General features: G+C 45.3%; 12 protein-coding genes. 2 read left to right on the forward strand and 10 right to left on the reverse strand.

What is annotated here, in order from left to right:
• Positions 1–154: 154 nt before the first annotated feature.
• On the forward strand, positions 155–1,861 hold the full coding sequence (locus RDV52_RS04355; RefSeq protein ID WP_004366883.1) for an RluA family pseudouridine synthase: 1,707 nt from the start codon (positions 155–157) through the stop codon (positions 1,859–1,861).
• 34 nt (positions 1,862–1,895) lie between these two features.
• Here RDV52_RS04355 and RDV52_RS04360 read toward each other — a convergent pair whose 3' ends face one another.
• The 9 genes from RDV52_RS04360 to thiD all read right to left on the reverse strand — a co-directional run bounded on the left by RDV52_RS04360 (position 1,896) and on the right by thiD (position 9,737).
• Positions 1,896–2,804 carry a LysR family transcriptional regulator gene (locus RDV52_RS04360; protein ID WP_004366882.1) on the reverse strand — a complete coding sequence of 303 codons (909 nt, stop codon included), beginning with the start codon at positions 2,802–2,804 and terminating at the stop codon, positions 1,896–1,898.
• A 15-nt stretch (positions 2,805–2,819) separates the two neighbouring features.
• Positions 2,820–3,317 (reverse strand): threonine/serine exporter family protein, encoded by a 498-nt coding sequence (locus RDV52_RS04365; protein WP_004366881.1) that lies wholly within the window; start codon positions 3,315–3,317, stop codon positions 2,820–2,822.
• A gap of 9 nt (positions 3,318–3,326) precedes the next feature.
• Positions 3,327–4,112 (reverse strand): threonine/serine exporter family protein, encoded by a 786-nt coding sequence (locus tag RDV52_RS04370; protein WP_004366880.1) that lies wholly within the window; start codon positions 4,110–4,112, stop codon positions 3,327–3,329.
• Positions 4,102–4,230, reverse strand: a complete 129-nt coding sequence (locus RDV52_RS04375) for a hypothetical protein (RefSeq protein WP_256593304.1) — start codon at positions 4,228–4,230, stop codon at positions 4,102–4,104. The genes RDV52_RS04370 and RDV52_RS04375 overlap by 11 nt, the downstream gene beginning before the upstream one ends.
• Positions 4,231–4,609: 379 nt before the next feature.
• On the reverse strand, positions 4,610–5,203 hold the full coding sequence (locus RDV52_RS04380) for a thiamine phosphate synthase (RefSeq protein WP_223381170.1): 594 nt from the start codon (positions 5,201–5,203) through the stop codon (positions 4,610–4,612).
• A 713-nt stretch (positions 5,204–5,916) separates the two neighbouring features.
• Positions 5,917–6,687: a sulfide-dependent adenosine diphosphate thiazole synthase gene (locus tag RDV52_RS04385; RefSeq protein ID WP_040557063.1), complete on the reverse strand. Its 771-nt coding sequence runs from the start codon at positions 6,685–6,687 to the stop codon at positions 5,917–5,919.
• Between the two features lie 32 nt (positions 6,688–6,719).
• Positions 6,720–8,300, reverse strand: a complete 1,581-nt coding sequence (gene thiC / locus RDV52_RS04390; RefSeq protein WP_004366874.1) for a phosphomethylpyrimidine synthase ThiC — start codon at positions 8,298–8,300, stop codon at positions 6,720–6,722.
• 4 nt (positions 8,301–8,304) lie between these two features.
• Positions 8,305–8,919: a thiamine phosphate synthase gene (locus tag RDV52_RS04395; RefSeq protein WP_004366873.1), complete on the reverse strand. Its 615-nt coding sequence runs from the start codon at positions 8,917–8,919 to the stop codon at positions 8,305–8,307.
• Entirely contained in the window at positions 8,916–9,737 is an 822-nt protein-coding gene (thiD, locus tag RDV52_RS04400; protein WP_370445871.1) for a bifunctional hydroxymethylpyrimidine kinase/phosphomethylpyrimidine kinase, read from the reverse strand. Before thiD ends, RDV52_RS04395 begins: the two co-directional genes overlap by 4 nt.
• Positions 9,738–10,073: 336 nt before the next feature.
• On the opposite strand from thiD, the gene RDV52_RS04405 reads away from it, so the two are divergent.
• Positions 10,074–11,372: an L-cysteine desulfidase family protein gene (locus RDV52_RS04405; RefSeq protein WP_004366871.1), complete on the forward strand. Its 1,299-nt coding sequence runs from the start codon at positions 10,074–10,076 to the stop codon at positions 11,370–11,372.
• Positions 11,373–11,688: 316 nt separating this feature from the next.
• On the opposite strand, the gene RDV52_RS04410 is transcribed toward RDV52_RS04405, so the two are convergent.
• Positions 11,689–14,148 carry a TonB-dependent receptor gene (locus RDV52_RS04410; protein ID WP_004366869.1) on the reverse strand — a complete coding sequence of 820 codons (2,460 nt, stop codon included), beginning with the start codon at positions 14,146–14,148 and terminating at the stop codon, positions 11,689–11,691.
• Positions 14,149–14,212: the final 64 nt, after the last annotated feature.

Consider the following 14,212-nt stretch of genomic DNA (forward strand, 5'->3'; position numbering starts at 1 on the left):
GTATGGTTTTTGCAATGCAAAAACGTACTTATTGTTTTCCATTAAATTTATATTTACAAAAGTAGCACATAGTTTTCGAGTGAAAAGCCGTATATTTGCAACTTCTATTTTCATAGCATTAATATGGAATAGAAGCTAATTAAGTGTTGCGGAAATGGAGGATAAGTGTTTTCATAGGTTGCCAAAGGGCAATGAAAAGGTAGCGATGGGCAAGGCAAAAGTCTTTTCCAATCCGTTCTATTATGAGCCTTCTCCACTTGCACGCCTTGCAGTTGCGTTGCTGCAACAGTCGCTTCCAGAGCTGAAAGAAGGCAAAATGTTTGGTGTGCTGATAGTTGAATACGAGGGAAAGTTAGGCTATCTGCAAGCCTATTCAGGACAATTGGAAGGTGTTAGCACCGAGGGCTTTGTGCCACTTGTATTCGATTACCTGCAACCCAATGACTATTTCAAGACACATGAAGCCGAGATAACAGTAATGAACCACGAAATAACGGCTTTAAAGCAGTTGGGCGATTACGAAAAAGCAATGGAAAAACTTACCAAACTCAAGACAGAAGCACAGCAAGTTGTGGCAGAAGCGCAGCAAGCAATGGTTGTTGCAAAGCACTTACGCGACGAACGGAGGAAGGAAAAAGCCATTGTTTCGGACAACGAACAACGGGAGATGATACGCGAAAGTCAGTATATGAAGGCAGAGTTGCACCGCACAAAGAAGCGATATGCAGCGTTGTTGCAAGCAGCAGAGGCTGAAGCGGAGGAGTATAATAGAAGAATAGCAGAACTGAAGAGTGCTCGCAAGCGTAAGTCGGACCATCTTCAGCGTTGGCTTTTCTCGCAATTCATCTTTCAAAATGCACGGGGCGAACGTAAAGACTTACTGTCTATCTTTCGCAATTACTATTTATTGCATAGTCCACAGTCGGTTCTTGCTACACATTTTGCCACTATGGGAGAGCAGATAACACTGTTCCCACCATCGGGAACAGGCGAATGTTGCGAGCCAAAGTTGCTTCAATATGCCTTTATACATGGTATGCGACCCATAGAAATGGCGATGTTCTGGTGGGGGGAAGCACCAAAAACCGAGATACGGCAGCACGGACAGTTCTATCCGGCGTGCAATGGTAAGTGTAAACCCTTGCTGACATGGATGCTGAAAGGTATGAATGTAGCTGCCAATGCGTTGGAGACAGAAGCCGAACAAAGCATAGAGATTATATACGAAGACCATGATTTAGCGGTGATACTAAAGCCAAGCGGTATGCTAACCGTGCCTGGACGAAGTAAAAGACAGTCGGTTGAAACAATATTGCGCCAGCGATGGAACGAAAACGATACACCAATTATAGTGCATAGGTTGGATATGGCAACCAGCGGACTGCTTGTTGTGGCACGAAATAGGTATGCACACAAGCAATTGCAAGCACAGTTTAAGGAACGAACAATACAGAAACGCTATGTAGCTTTGCTTTCTACAGACTTGCTTAATAGGGTGGGACTGCCCAAAGAAGGCACAATATCGTTGCCATTGTGTGCCGATGTGCTCGACCGACCACGCCAAATGGTAGATAGAAACAAAGGAAAAACAGCCATTACACATTATAAAATAATAGGAAAAATACCTTTACACGATAGTTATTACAGCGAGGCGGTAAAGGTAGAACTACGTCCTGAAACAGGACGCACCCACCAGTTGCGAGTTCATTGTGCACATTCTGAAGGGTTGGCGTGCCCCATTCTTGGCGATACACTGTATGGAAAACGGGCCGATAGGCTCTATCTGCACGCCGAATACCTCGAGTTTACACACCCAACAACAGGCAAACGCCTTCGTTTTAAGAAGAAACTAACAATATAATAGTTAGGCAACAGGTAATTTATACAAACTTTTCCTACAGCAGATGAGACAACGACGAATACTTCATGATGGTATGCGACTGGCTTAACAGACGGCAGAACTCGCGCGCAGAGTGCTTTACATAGGTGTTCTTAAGCATGTGAATGCAACCTTCCATATCGGCATTTCCCATATCGAGTGGTACTCCCACGAGTCCTTCCTCGCCGTGCAGGGCAGCTTCGGCAAGTACTGTTACAAGCCTGCTCTGACGCACCAACTTCAGCAGAATGTTCATATCGTTTATCTCTAAACGTATGTTGATGTCGCTGGCGGTCGTTTCTGCCATGTTGTCGAATGCGTTGCGGTTTTGCAAGCCATGTGCCGGCATAGCCACTTGACAATTTTTCAGGTCTTCTACCGTTATGCTTTTGCGTTTTGCAAAAGGATGAGTAGCGCTCATTGCTGCTACGAGCTTATTGTTGAACAGCATGTAGCTTTCCACTCTTTCGTTCTTTTCGGTGGGTTTGAATGCCAAAACAAAGTCTACTTCGTGGCGTTGCAGCATATCCATAAGTTCTGCCATCGTCTTATAGATAATGTTGAGGCGTACTTCAGGATAGTGTTCCATGAACTTGAGCACGGTTTCGGTGAGTAGCGGACTGAAAGTAAACGTAACGCCAATGTTGAGTTCTCCCGTCAGCAAATCTTTCAGATCGGTCATCTTCTGTTGGCAGATGTCGGCGTCTATGACTACCTTTTGTGCATATTCCACAAGTTTCTGCCCGGCTTCGGTGAGCGTAACTTCGTGGCTGTTGCGCTCGAAGAGTGTTGTGTTGAGCTCTGTTTCAAGTTGTTTTATCTGTTGCGACAGTGTGCTTTGCGTTACGTACAGCACTTTCGAAGCCTCTGAGAAGTTTAAGAGTTCTGCAACTTTTAAGAAGTAGCGTAGTTGTCTGAGTTCCATTATCCTTGCCCTTTTTTATTTTTCGGATCTTGTTACTGTGTACGAAATCTTATTTAAGATAAAGATAGGCATAGTTGCCCCCAATACCATTCCAAAGATGTCGAATGCACAGGTAAAGCCATTCGATGTGCAAAGATACAAATAATGGTCGAATAAATCTTCGTTTTCGGTAAATAAACACATTACCAGCCCTTCTATGGTGCGGTAGGCATACATGCCAGGAATCATGGGCAGGAGTGACGGAAATGAGAATGTTTCGGGCGGACACTTGGCTTTCCGTGCCATGAACACCGTTAGAAAGCCTATGCTCAGGGCGGCTACGAAGCTGGCTACAATCAGTCCGAAGTGGTAGTAGCTGTTGTTCATGAGCACGAAACGTATGGCGTGCCCCACAGCCGATATGACAAAGCAGTATTTATAAGCATTCTTTGGTGGATTGCTGATGCTGGCAAAACCTATTCCTGCCAAGCCTCCGAAGAATGCATCTTGCAGTATTGAAAGAATGAAATCCATGACCGAGTGTTATGATAATAGTTTGAGATTCATGAGAAGGATACCTGCCGCCAAGCCCACGGACAGGCAGAAGGTGAGTATCATGGCGTCCATGAAACGGCTGTATGCCACAAGATATTCGCCTGCCATAAGGTCGCTGATGCTGTTTATGTAGGGTATGCCCGGAATTAGATACAGCACGCACGTTCCAAGGGCTACTTCGGGTTTGTTCCCCCAGCCGAAGATGTAGCCCGAAGCGGCGATTACAGATGAGAAGAAGGCGCAAATCAGGAAGACGAACTTAACGTTCATACCATCTTCGAGCAGTATCTGCTTCAGCCGAAAGCCTATGAAAGTGGCAACAAAGACTATCAGCATTGCCGCAAGGTCGCCGCCAAAGACACGGCAGAACGAAAGATTGGCAAGCGATGTCAGCAGCAACACCAACCATTTGTTGGTGAAAGGTGCTGCACTGACTTCTGTAAGGGTTTTGTTTGCCTCGTCCAAATCTACGTGTCCGTCGGCTATATCCCAGCTTAACTGGCTTAAATATGTGTTCTTATAGAAGCTGATACCTGTGTGGGGCGCTCTTTTTATAACCACGGAAGATTGTTCCGTGGTGGGGTCGAATACCATCAGTTCCACGCTACCAGGCATTATCAGAAGGTGACAGTTTATGTTCCACTTATCGGCAATGCGGGCTACATTCTCCTTTATGCGAGTGCATGTAGCACCACAACCGTACATCCATGCGGCATATTCAGCGATAAAGGCGCTGGTTTCGTTGGCGAGAGAAACAGATTCCTTATACTTCATCTTCGTTCCAATCGTATAGGTCGAATTCATCGGATACTTCAAAAATCTTTGCATTACCGCTTGTAAGGCGAGCGGTGACGGCTACGCGCAAGATGAAACCAACTAAAAGTAATAACATTACTGCACTCCAGATAATAACTTGACTGTTCATAATTTTTCGATTTTTAAGTTTGCTTGTTTGTTTTTACGTTGCAAAGGTAGGTGCATTTCCGCATTTTTGCAACCATTGGTAATGGGTTGTTTCGATAATGGTTATCGTGAAGTTTCGAAAGTAAACTGTTAGAAAGCAACTAAAATCTCCATAATGACAAATATAAGTCAAGCATATATCTGTTTCTTATTACGGTGTTGCTTGTGTTTTATTTTTTTTCAGATAGCAGCATTCGTTTTTTTATAATTGAGGTATATATTTTTATCCCCTAATGGTATTGTTGTTAGGGTATGTTTATTAAAATGATTAAGGTTTTACAGTAGGGCGATAGTGTTTCCTTTATATATTATACGTGGCAAATTTCGACGATTTTGCGCACGTACTCTTCAAAGTTCTTGTCTGCTGTTCTGCTCCAAATATCGCCCAAAAGTGCGCCGCCGCCAAAGCCGTAATACTTTGTTTTGTCGATGTTGGCTGCGGTAATACCTCCCAAGGCAACTACTTTTTGGTCGATAACGCCTTGCTTTTTCGCTTCGGAAAGGGCTTTTGGCGTGAATGCAGAGGTATATCCCAGCTTTGAAATACTATTGAAAACAGGGCTGAGAAAAACATAGTTGCACTTTGTTTTGCAGACTTTCACTTCGTCTAACGTGTGGCACGATTGCGAAACCGTGCCTTTGTGGTTTGGCGGCAGCACGCTGTTTCGGCGGTTTAAGTGTAGTCCGTGTAGTGTGAAATGGGTAGCTAAATCGAAATGATCGTGCAGTACAAGGCGGTTATGGTAGGCTGTGGGAATGGCTTCGATGAGCTTTGCCAATTCGTCGGCACTGCTTTCGGGTTTCCGTAGGTGCATAAGGTCTACGCCCCAATGCAGCAGTTGTGCGATAATGGCTGCCTCGTTGTCGGTAAACTGTGGTTCGGTAATTATAATGAGATACATCGTTTTGTTGTTTATCAAGCATTTTCTCTCGTAGACTATACATATTATATATATTAGTTGGTTTATTACATACATTGCTATTCTTTTATTAAGAATAAAAGAATAGCAATACAAACCAAAATCATAGAAATGAATCTAACAACTGAAATCATGCGGGACAAAGAGTCACTATCTCTAAAGGTCTTATATAAAGTTATACTTTCAGTTATCGTAATTGTTAATATTAGGACATACGACAAGACATAAAATATATTATATGATATCAATAAAAAGGCATTACCCTTATTATTATAAATAGATAGTAGTTTAGATAACGCCATAATAAAGGCGTTAATCTCTAAGAGAGATAGAACAATTCTGCTTCCTTTCATATAGTTGATGATTCAAATACTTCTTAACTATCTTCCAAAAGATAGGTATCTAAGCTGCCAGACTATTAGCTCATTGTATTTCTTGCTTCATAGCATCATTTAATATTGCGCGATATAATTAAAATAAATGTTAGAATAAAAGATTGAAATACTTGTTCATAATTTGTTATATTTAATTGTTTGTAATAATAAAGCACGGGTTCAAAGTTAAATAAATAATATTAAAATAACATTATTTCGATATAGAATTTGAATAATCTTTCTATTGTTTCCCTATAAAATAGATGATTTAACAGGTGGCAACCGTTGCTGTCGTGCAACCGTTGCCACCTGTTTTGCTTTCTATTTCAAACGTTCGATAATGGCTTCCGCCACCTTCTTGCCAGAAAGAAGCATACCGCCGAAGATGGGTCCCATACGTGGCGTGCCACCAACTGCCGACGATGCCATACCGCAAACATACAAGCCAGGGTATATTTCCTTTGTGCCTTCCACCACTTGGCGTTCGCCTTCCGCCACGTCTAACGAGCGTTCGCCAATCACATCGCCTGTTGCCGTGTTGAGCTTAATGCCGTTTTTGCGTGCAACCACTTGGCACATCTCGCTGTCGTGGCCTGTTCCGTCTACCACAAACTTTGCCATAATGTTCAAAGGGTCTACGTGCAATCCTTCGCGGAGCACGGGTGTCCAGTTCACAACCACACCGCTCACAATGTCGTTCTTAAACACAACGTCCTCGACTGAATAGCAATTGAAGATGGTTGCGCCTGCGTGGGTGGCCTTGTAGAGTAGGGCGGAGGTGCTTTCCACCGAGTCGGCAGTGTATAAACCGTCTTCGTAAGGCTCGTAGTTGATGTCGAAATCCTTGATGATTTCCAAGGCTTCTTCCTGTACAACCAGTTGGTTGAACATCATTGCACCGCCCCACATACCACCGCCCGGCGATAGCTTGCGGTCGAAGAGTGCCACTTTAAGTCCTGCTTTTGCCATGTAGTAAGCTGCTGCAATGCCCGAAGGACCGCCGCCAACAATGACAACATCGAGTTCGAGACACTTTTCCATCTTGGCAAAATAGGTGCTGATAATTCCTTTTGAAACTTTTTTCTCAATCATAATATTATAGTTTTTAGGTGTTTTTATTTTGTTTATTCTTCGCACTCGCAGTCTTCCAATGTCTGACTGATGCGCATTGCGCAGAAGTTAGGGCCACACATTGTGCAGTATTTTCCACCTACCTTGTTCGATGTTTTCCAATATTCGAGTGCCTTTTCAGGGTCGAGTGCAAGGTTGAACTGGTCTTTCCAGCGGAACTCATAGCGGGCTTTGCTGAGCGCATTGTCCCTTACGGCAACACCAGGGTGCCCTTTTGCCAAGTCGGCAGCGTGGGCAGCAATCTTGTAAGTAATTACTCCTGTGCGCACATCGTCCTTATTGGGTAGCGAAAGATGCTCTTTTGGGGTAACATAACAAATCATTGCCGTGCCGTACCAGCTTATCATTGCCGCACCAATGGCACTCGTAATGTGGTCGTAAGCAGGCGCAATGTCGGTTACAAGAGGGCCCAAAGTGTAGAAAGGCGCACCGTGGCACTTCTCTATCTGTCTGTCCATATTCTCCCTAATCTTGTGCATTGGTACGTGTCCAGGACCCTCTATGAACGCCTGAACGTCTTTTGCCCACGCCCGTTCCACCAATTCGCCCATTGTGTCTAACTCTGCAAACTGTGCAGCATCGTTGGCATCGTAGGTAGAACCGGGGCGTAGACCGTCGCCAAGCGATATTGCAACGTCGTATTTGGCGCAAATGTCGCAGATGTCATCGAAGTGGCTGTACAGGAAACTCTCCTCGTTGTGCACCTGACACCATTTGGAGATGATGCTTCCGCCACGACTCACCATACCCGTAAGGCGTCCGTTGGCAAGATGAACATTCTTCAAGCGGATTCCGCAGTGAATTGTGAAATAATCAACGCCTTGCTCGCACTGTTCAATCAGTGTGTCGCGGAATATCTCCCAAGTAAGTTTCTCAGCCTTGCCGTTCACCTTCTCGAAGGCTTGATACATTGGAACGGTGCCTACTGGTACGGGACAGTTGCGCAAAATCCACTCTCTTGTTTCGTGAATGTTCGTTCCTGTCGATAAATCCATTAAGGTATCGCCACCCCATTTGCAGCTCCAAACCGCCTTTTCGACTTCTTCGTCGATGCTCGAATTTTCGTGTGAGTTGCCGATATTGGTGTTTATTTTCACACAGAAGTTCGTTCCGATAATCATTGGCTCGCTTTCAGGGTGGTTGATATTGGCAGGAATGACTGCCCGCCCTGCTGCTATCTCGTCGCGAACGAACTCGGGTGTGATGTGCGTTTTTATGCCCAAAGCCTCGCAATCCATATTTTCGCGAATGGCAACGTATTCCATTTCCTCCGTAATAATGCCCTTCTTGGCATAATACATCTGCGTTCCTTTGCGCTTTTCTATCCACGATTGGCGCAGTTTCGGCAAGCCTTTGTTGAGGTCTATCTCTATGTTCGGGTCGCTGTATGCCCCACTTGTGTCGTAAACTACTACTGGGTCGTTGGGGAGTTCTATGCGTTTGCCACCTTCGTTTGTAACCGTTGGTGTAAGAAGAATGCGGCGCATACCCACCTTTAGTTCAGGGTAGATGGTGCCACGCTTATAAATCTTCTCCGAATTGGGATAAGAAATCTTAATGTTTTCGTTCTTCATAATGTTATATTTCTATTAGTTTCTTCATTTCTTTAATGGGGTCTGCTGCTCCGAGTACAGCTCCGCTGACGGCTATTCCGTTTACGCCTATGTCTCGAAGTGCTGCAATATCGGTGCTGACGATACCGCCAATGGCAATGAGCGGTAGGTTGATGCCCGCTTGCTGCATTTGTTTTAGAATGTTTTGGAAGCCTTCCAAGCCGAGAATAGGGGCAAGGTTGCGTTTCGTGGGTGTGTATCTGAAAGGACCGCACCCTATGTAGTCTGCTCCTTGTGCTGCCAAATGCTGCACGTCAGCAAAGGTATTGGCGGTTCCACCAATTATTTTTTCGTTGCCAAGTATGCGCCGTGCTTCGCTGATGGGCATATCGTTCTTGCCAAGATGCACGCCGTCGGCACCGAGTTCGGCAACTAAATGCACACGGTCGTCGAGCAGAAACGTTGCATTATAGCTACGGCAGAGCGCAGCAACCTTGCGTCCAATGCTTAGAAACTTGTTGTCGGTAGTGTCTTTCATACGCAACTGCACCCATTTGCAACCGCCACGGAGTGCCATTTCAGCACCTTCAACGTAGTCAAACCGTTGGTTCTCGTGTGTAATAAACTGTATGTTGTTCATCGTTTTATTAGTTTTTCAGGACAAAAGAAATGGTTTACCGCTCCGTGTCCGCTGCCAATGCACACGTTTGCCCCCTCTCTTATGGCTTGCGAGATATAGTTTTTAGCCATTGCAACGGCTTCTTCGAGCCTTAAACCACGAGCTAAGAAAGCCGCAATCGCCGAAGAGAGCGTGCAGCCTGTGCCGTGTGTGTTGAACGAATCGATGGTTTCGGTTTCAAAGATTAGCGGTTTGCTGTTGTCGGAAAAGTAAAGACGGTCGGTCTTTGTGCTGTCTTCTATGTGTCCACCTTTTATTAATAGTGCCTTGCAACCAAGTTTTAGGATTTCTTCAGCAGCCTCGTCAATGTCTGCTACCGTTGCGATTGTACGGCGTGCCAAAACTTCTGCTTCGGCAATGTTGGGCGTCAGCACTGTCGCCATAGGTAAAAGATGTTGGCAGAAGATGCCAATCGCTTCCTCTTCCATAAGTTTATTGCCCGATGTGGAAATCATTACGGGGTCTATGACGAGTGGAATATCGTTGTATTCAGCCAATACTTGTGCGATTGTCTTGATGTTTTCGGCACACCCCACCATACCTATTTTAATGGCATCAGGGCGCAAATCGGTGAGAACGGCACGCAGCTGAGCCTCTACAACCGCAGCTTCGATGTTCTGAATGCAGAACACTTGCTTCGTGTTTTGTGCAGTAACAGCCGTAACAACCGATGAGGCGTAACACCCTAAAGCCGACATTGTTTTAATATCTGCCTGTATTCCTGCGCCTCCTCCGCTGTCGGAGCCTGCTATCGTAAGAGTTTTTACATAGTGCATCATAAGCCATGAAAGTAACAAATGGTACTTTTCGGAATAGCCAAAGTATAGGGGGATACACCAATAAGGATAGATAAACGCAAATGTCTGTATATTCGCACTTCCTACGGCAGCATTACCTGCATCAGGTTATACGGGTATAATCTCAGCTCACTCAATGGAGTGGCACCCCTTTTTCGGATAAACCGAAAGTCTATCTGTGTGCAAAGGTACGATAATGTTCTGCAATTGCAAAATTTAAGTCAAAGTTTTTCCCTATCAACAATTTTTCTTTTATTTTCCCTTTGGTTTGCCAAAATTTGCGTACATTTGCAATCCAACTACTAATTTATAATAGAAATGCTTGAGAAAAACATACGCGAACAAATCATTGATTTGATGCATCGACAGGTTGTTCCTGCCGTTGGCTGTACCGAACCTATGGCGGTAGCACTCTGTACTGCACGTGCCACAGAGCTGTTGGGGCAGAAACCAGAGAAAATAAGTGCATTCTTGTCTGCAAACATCTTAAAGAACGCAATGGGAGTGGGTATTCCCGGTACAGGAATGATAGGCTTGCCAATCGCCATTTCGTTGGGTGCGCTCATAGGAAAGTCGGAGTATCAGCTTGAAGTAATTAAAGACCTGACGCCCGAAACCTTGGAAGAGGGAAAGCAATATGTAAGCGAAAACCGCATAGACATAAAGCTGAAGGAAGGAATTACCGAGAAATTGTACATCGAAATGACGTGCGAGGCAGGTGGAAAGAAAGCTACTGCCATTATTTCAAAGACACATACAAACTTTGTCTATGAAGAAGCCGACGGCAAAGTGCTGCTTGACAAGCAGGTTCCTGCAGAAGAAGGTGCGCCAACTGATAACAAAGACATTCAGTTGAACTTGAAAATGGTGTGGGATTTCGCAACTACGACACCCATAAACGAAATAGAATTCATTCTCGAAGCTAAGCGTTACAATATGAATGCTGCTGAAGAGGCGTTGAAAGGTAACTACGGACACTGTGTCGGTAAAACAATGGACCGCCCATTGAGCCGCGGTTTGTTCGGCAACAGTATCTATTCGCACATACTTTCTAAAACTGCGTCGGCTTGCGATGCACGTATGGGCGGCGCAATGGTGCCTGTTATGAGCAACAGTGGTTCGGGAAATCAAGGCATTTGTGCAACAAACCCAGTTGTAGTGTTTGCCAAAGAGAACGAAAACACACCCGAAGAGTTGGTGCGTGCGCTCACATTGAGCCACCTCACCGCCATTTATATCAAGCAAAACCTCGGTACCTTGTCGGCACTCTGTGGCTGTATCGTTGCCTGTACGGGCTCAAGTTGTGGCATTACTTATCTGATGGGTGGCGACTACAACAACATTTGCTATGCTGTAAAGAATATGATAGCCAACCTTACAGGTATGGTTTGCGACGGTGCAAAGCCAAGTTGCGCACTGAAAGTTTCGTCAGGCGTATCTACTGCCATACTTTCTGCAATGCTTTCAATGGAAAATCACCACGTAACAGAGGCAGAAGGAATCATCGACAAAGACGTCGACAAGTCTATTCGCAACCTTACCAGCTTGGGCAAGGACGCTATGAACGAAATGGATATAATGGTCTTAGACATTATGACAAGTAAAGGTGCTTGCTAAAACATACACCTAAAAAATATGAAAAAGGTTCGCATACAATCCGTGTGCGAACCTTTTTGCTAATATTATCAATGAAAAACGTATCCTTAACGTGAGTTCGATGATTTTATCGGTTGTTTCATCGTGTGCGAAACCGCTTTCATACTCCATAAGTAAGGTGCGTTTATATACCACTCGTGGTATACACTTGCATATCACTCGTGGTATATGCTCATACCCCACTCGTGGTATACGTTTGTGTATTACGAGTACAGTATCACCCTATTTACAAACAATTAAGGGCTGTGAACCTGCATCTTGTCAGCTTGAACTCCCATTAGAGGGTGAAGCTAACGCCTGCATACCATGTTGCACCATATACAGGAGCATACATAAATGCTGCGTCGTCGCCATGCTTTTCGTCTTGCAGATAGCTGAAGATGTTCTTTCCGCCACCATAAACGCTGAACGAACCGAAACGCTTAGCTACACGGAGGTTCCACAAAGTGAAAGTGTCTGTCTTCTTAATCTTAGATGTCTTTGGCGCATCTTCAGAGTTATAGTCGATGTACATCTTGCCTTGCAGAGAACCTGTGAGTGCAAACGACCAAGTACCAGGAGTGTATTCGAGGTTTAAGTCGCCCGTCATAGCAGGGAAACGAGAGATGTACTTGCTGTCTTTGGCGTAAGCTAAACGCTGAGGAGCTTCTTTGCATTCGTCTGATTCTGGGTCAGACCATTCTGCGCGTTCATGTTTGAACTTGCCTTGGTTGATTGTCCAGTTCACACCAGCCTTGAAATCTCTGAATGGATTCCACTTTACGCCAAGTTCAATACCTTGCACGTATGCGTCGTCTACGTTCTCCCACTGGTATGTATAGCCGAATTTCTTCACTTCATCGCTTGCAGGAGCAAACTGTATCTTGTCCTTCAAGTCGGTGCGGAAAATGTTTGCGCTCAACTGAACGTTTCTTGCATAGTAGTCGGCAGAGAGGTTGTAGCTGATAGAACGCTCACCCTTGAGACTTGACGACTTCCATACACGTGGCGAACCAGAGCAGAGGTGCAAGTCTTCAGAGAAACCGTAAGGAGCACGGAAGCCTGTACCAATATTTGCACGGAGTACGAATGAAGGGCTCACAGAATACTTGATGGCAAGACGAGGACTGAACGAAGTCTTGCTGAAGTGGGTCTGTGGGAAGGCATAGTCAGACACTTTTTGGCTTGTTGTGTATTCTTCGCCAGAAGAGTGGGTGTCTAAACGCAAGCCAGGCACAACGGTAAGGTTGGGCAATATGTTCCATTCGTCTTGAACAAAGAAGCCAAATTCGTTGGCGTGCTTCTTACCGATAGATGTGTAAGGAATACCGAAGTATGGGTTACCTCTTTCTTCTTCAGCCGAGATAATGTAAAGACCAGTTTCGTTCAAACGGGTAAAGTAGCCTTGAACACCCGCAAGCAAAGTGTGATTTCCACAGTTCTGGGTCAGCGTAAGCGAAGGAGTGAATGTATTTTCCTTGGCAATGTATGGTCGCATGAGCTCTATATCGGGGTCAATACCGTCAGGATGCGTTGCATCTTTGGTTGCCTCTCTGTAGTTAGACAGGAAAGTATCGTTGGTTGCGTTGCGCTTATGGTGCACGTAAGCCATTGCAAGGTTCAGTTCCGAGTGCGAACCGAGTGGCAAAGTGTAGGCCATATCAGTTGAAATGCGGTTGGTTCTGATGTTCTCGGTGCCTGCTGAGAAGGGGTTTAAGAACAGGTTGTCCTTCATGTTTCCGCCATAACGGAGTTCGTCCATTGCCTTTGCGCGAAGCACGAGCTTGTCGTTCTTTGCAAAGGGACTATACACGTAGATGCTTGCACCGACGTTGTTCATAAGGCTGTAGACCCTGTCGGAAATCTGGTCCTTATGCTTTACCTCGTCGCGGGTCAGTCCGTCCTGTGTTGCATCGACGGCATCTTCTTCCGTGCGTTGTGCCGTAACCAGCAAGCCAATATTCCGATAGCGTATAGAACCGGCACCTTTGTAGCTCTTGTGCCCGAAGTTTCCATACTGAATGTCGGCATTTACCGATGGCTCGAAGGTGGGTTCCTTCGAGATAATGTTGATTGCGCCAGCCACAGCACTACTTCCATAGAGGGCAGAGCCTGCGCCTTTCACCACTTCGAGGCGGTCTATGTCGTTCGTACCCATCTGTTGCAAGCCGTAAACACCTGCAAGACCAGAGTACACGGGTTCGCCATCGAGCAGCACCTGTGTGTGTTCGGCACCAAGACCCTGCATGCGAACCATTGAGAAGTTGCAGAATTGGCATTGCTGTTCTACACGAATACCGGGCACTCCTTCGAGTGCATCGTATAGGTTTAGGGCATTTTTGCGTTTCAAAGCCTGCGATGTCAGCACTTCCGTGCGGATAGGAACGTTCTTTACAAAGTGCTCGGTACGTGTGCCTGTTACCACAACTTGGCTAAGCTCTAAAGCGTCCTTGTCCAGTTTAAAGTAGACGGCAGTACCTTTGCCGCTGACCATTTCAACCTCAATTTCCTGTTCCTGATAACCCTCGAGGTTGGCAACAACAATTTGTTTTCCTACCGGCAGGTCCGTCATCTTAAAGTGTCCCGAAGCGTCGCACTTGGTTTTTAAGGTCGTACCTTTCACGGTAATGGTTGCATGAGGGAGGTGTTCACCTGTCTCTTTGGCTTTAACATCTCCAAAAAGCATGGCGTCTGTACCTTGTGCCATGGATATAAGGGCACAAAACAGACTTAATAATAAAATAAGATTTCTTTTCATGTAGTGCTACATTAATTGATTTTAGTGTGCAAAGGTATTTATTTTTACAATATCCAACAATACC

The organism is Prevotella nigrescens, from assembly GCF_031191185.1.
In the GTDB taxonomy this organism is placed as follows: domain Bacteria; phylum Bacteroidota; class Bacteroidia; order Bacteroidales; family Bacteroidaceae; genus Prevotella; species Prevotella nigrescens.

Excerpts from the sequence above, each read along its gene's own strand:
- RDV52_RS04355 (WP_004366883.1), top strand. The coding sequence starts at position 155 with ATGGAGGATAAGTGTTTTCATAGGTTGCCAAAGGGCAATGAAAAGGTA.
- RDV52_RS04360 (WP_004366882.1), bottom strand. The coding sequence starts at position 2,804 with ATGGAACTCAGACAACTACGCTACTTCTTAAAAGTTGCAGAACTCTTA.
- RDV52_RS04365 (WP_004366881.1), bottom strand. The coding sequence starts at position 3,317 with ATGGATTTCATTCTTTCAATACTGCAAGATGCATTCTTCGGAGGCTTG.
- RDV52_RS04370 (WP_004366880.1), bottom strand. The coding sequence starts at position 4,112 with ATGAAGTATAAGGAATCTGTTTCTCTCGCCAACGAAACCAGCGCCTTT.
- RDV52_RS04375 (WP_256593304.1), bottom strand. The coding sequence starts at position 4,230 with ATGTTATTACTTTTAGTTGGTTTCATCTTGCGCGTAGCCGTCACCGCT.
- RDV52_RS04380 (WP_223381170.1), bottom strand. The coding sequence starts at position 5,203 with ATGTATCTCATTATAATTACCGAACCACAGTTTACCGACAACGAGGCA.
- RDV52_RS04385 (WP_040557063.1), bottom strand. The coding sequence starts at position 6,687 with ATGATTGAGAAAAAAGTTTCAAAAGGAATTATCAGCACCTATTTTGCC.
- thiC (WP_004366874.1), bottom strand. The coding sequence starts at position 8,300 with ATGAAGAACGAAAACATTAAGATTTCTTATCCCAATTCGGAGAAGATT.
- RDV52_RS04395 (WP_004366873.1), bottom strand. The coding sequence starts at position 8,919 with ATGAACAACATACAGTTTATTACACACGAGAACCAACGGTTTGACTAC.
- thiD (WP_370445871.1), bottom strand. The coding sequence starts at position 9,737 with ATGATGCACTATGTAAAAACTCTTACGATAGCAGGCTCCGACAGCGGA.
- RDV52_RS04405 (WP_004366871.1), top strand. The coding sequence starts at position 10,074 with ATGCTTGAGAAAAACATACGCGAACAAATCATTGATTTGATGCATCGA.
- RDV52_RS04410 (WP_004366869.1), bottom strand. The coding sequence starts at position 14,148 with ATGAAAAGAAATCTTATTTTATTATTAAGTCTGTTTTGTGCCCTTATA.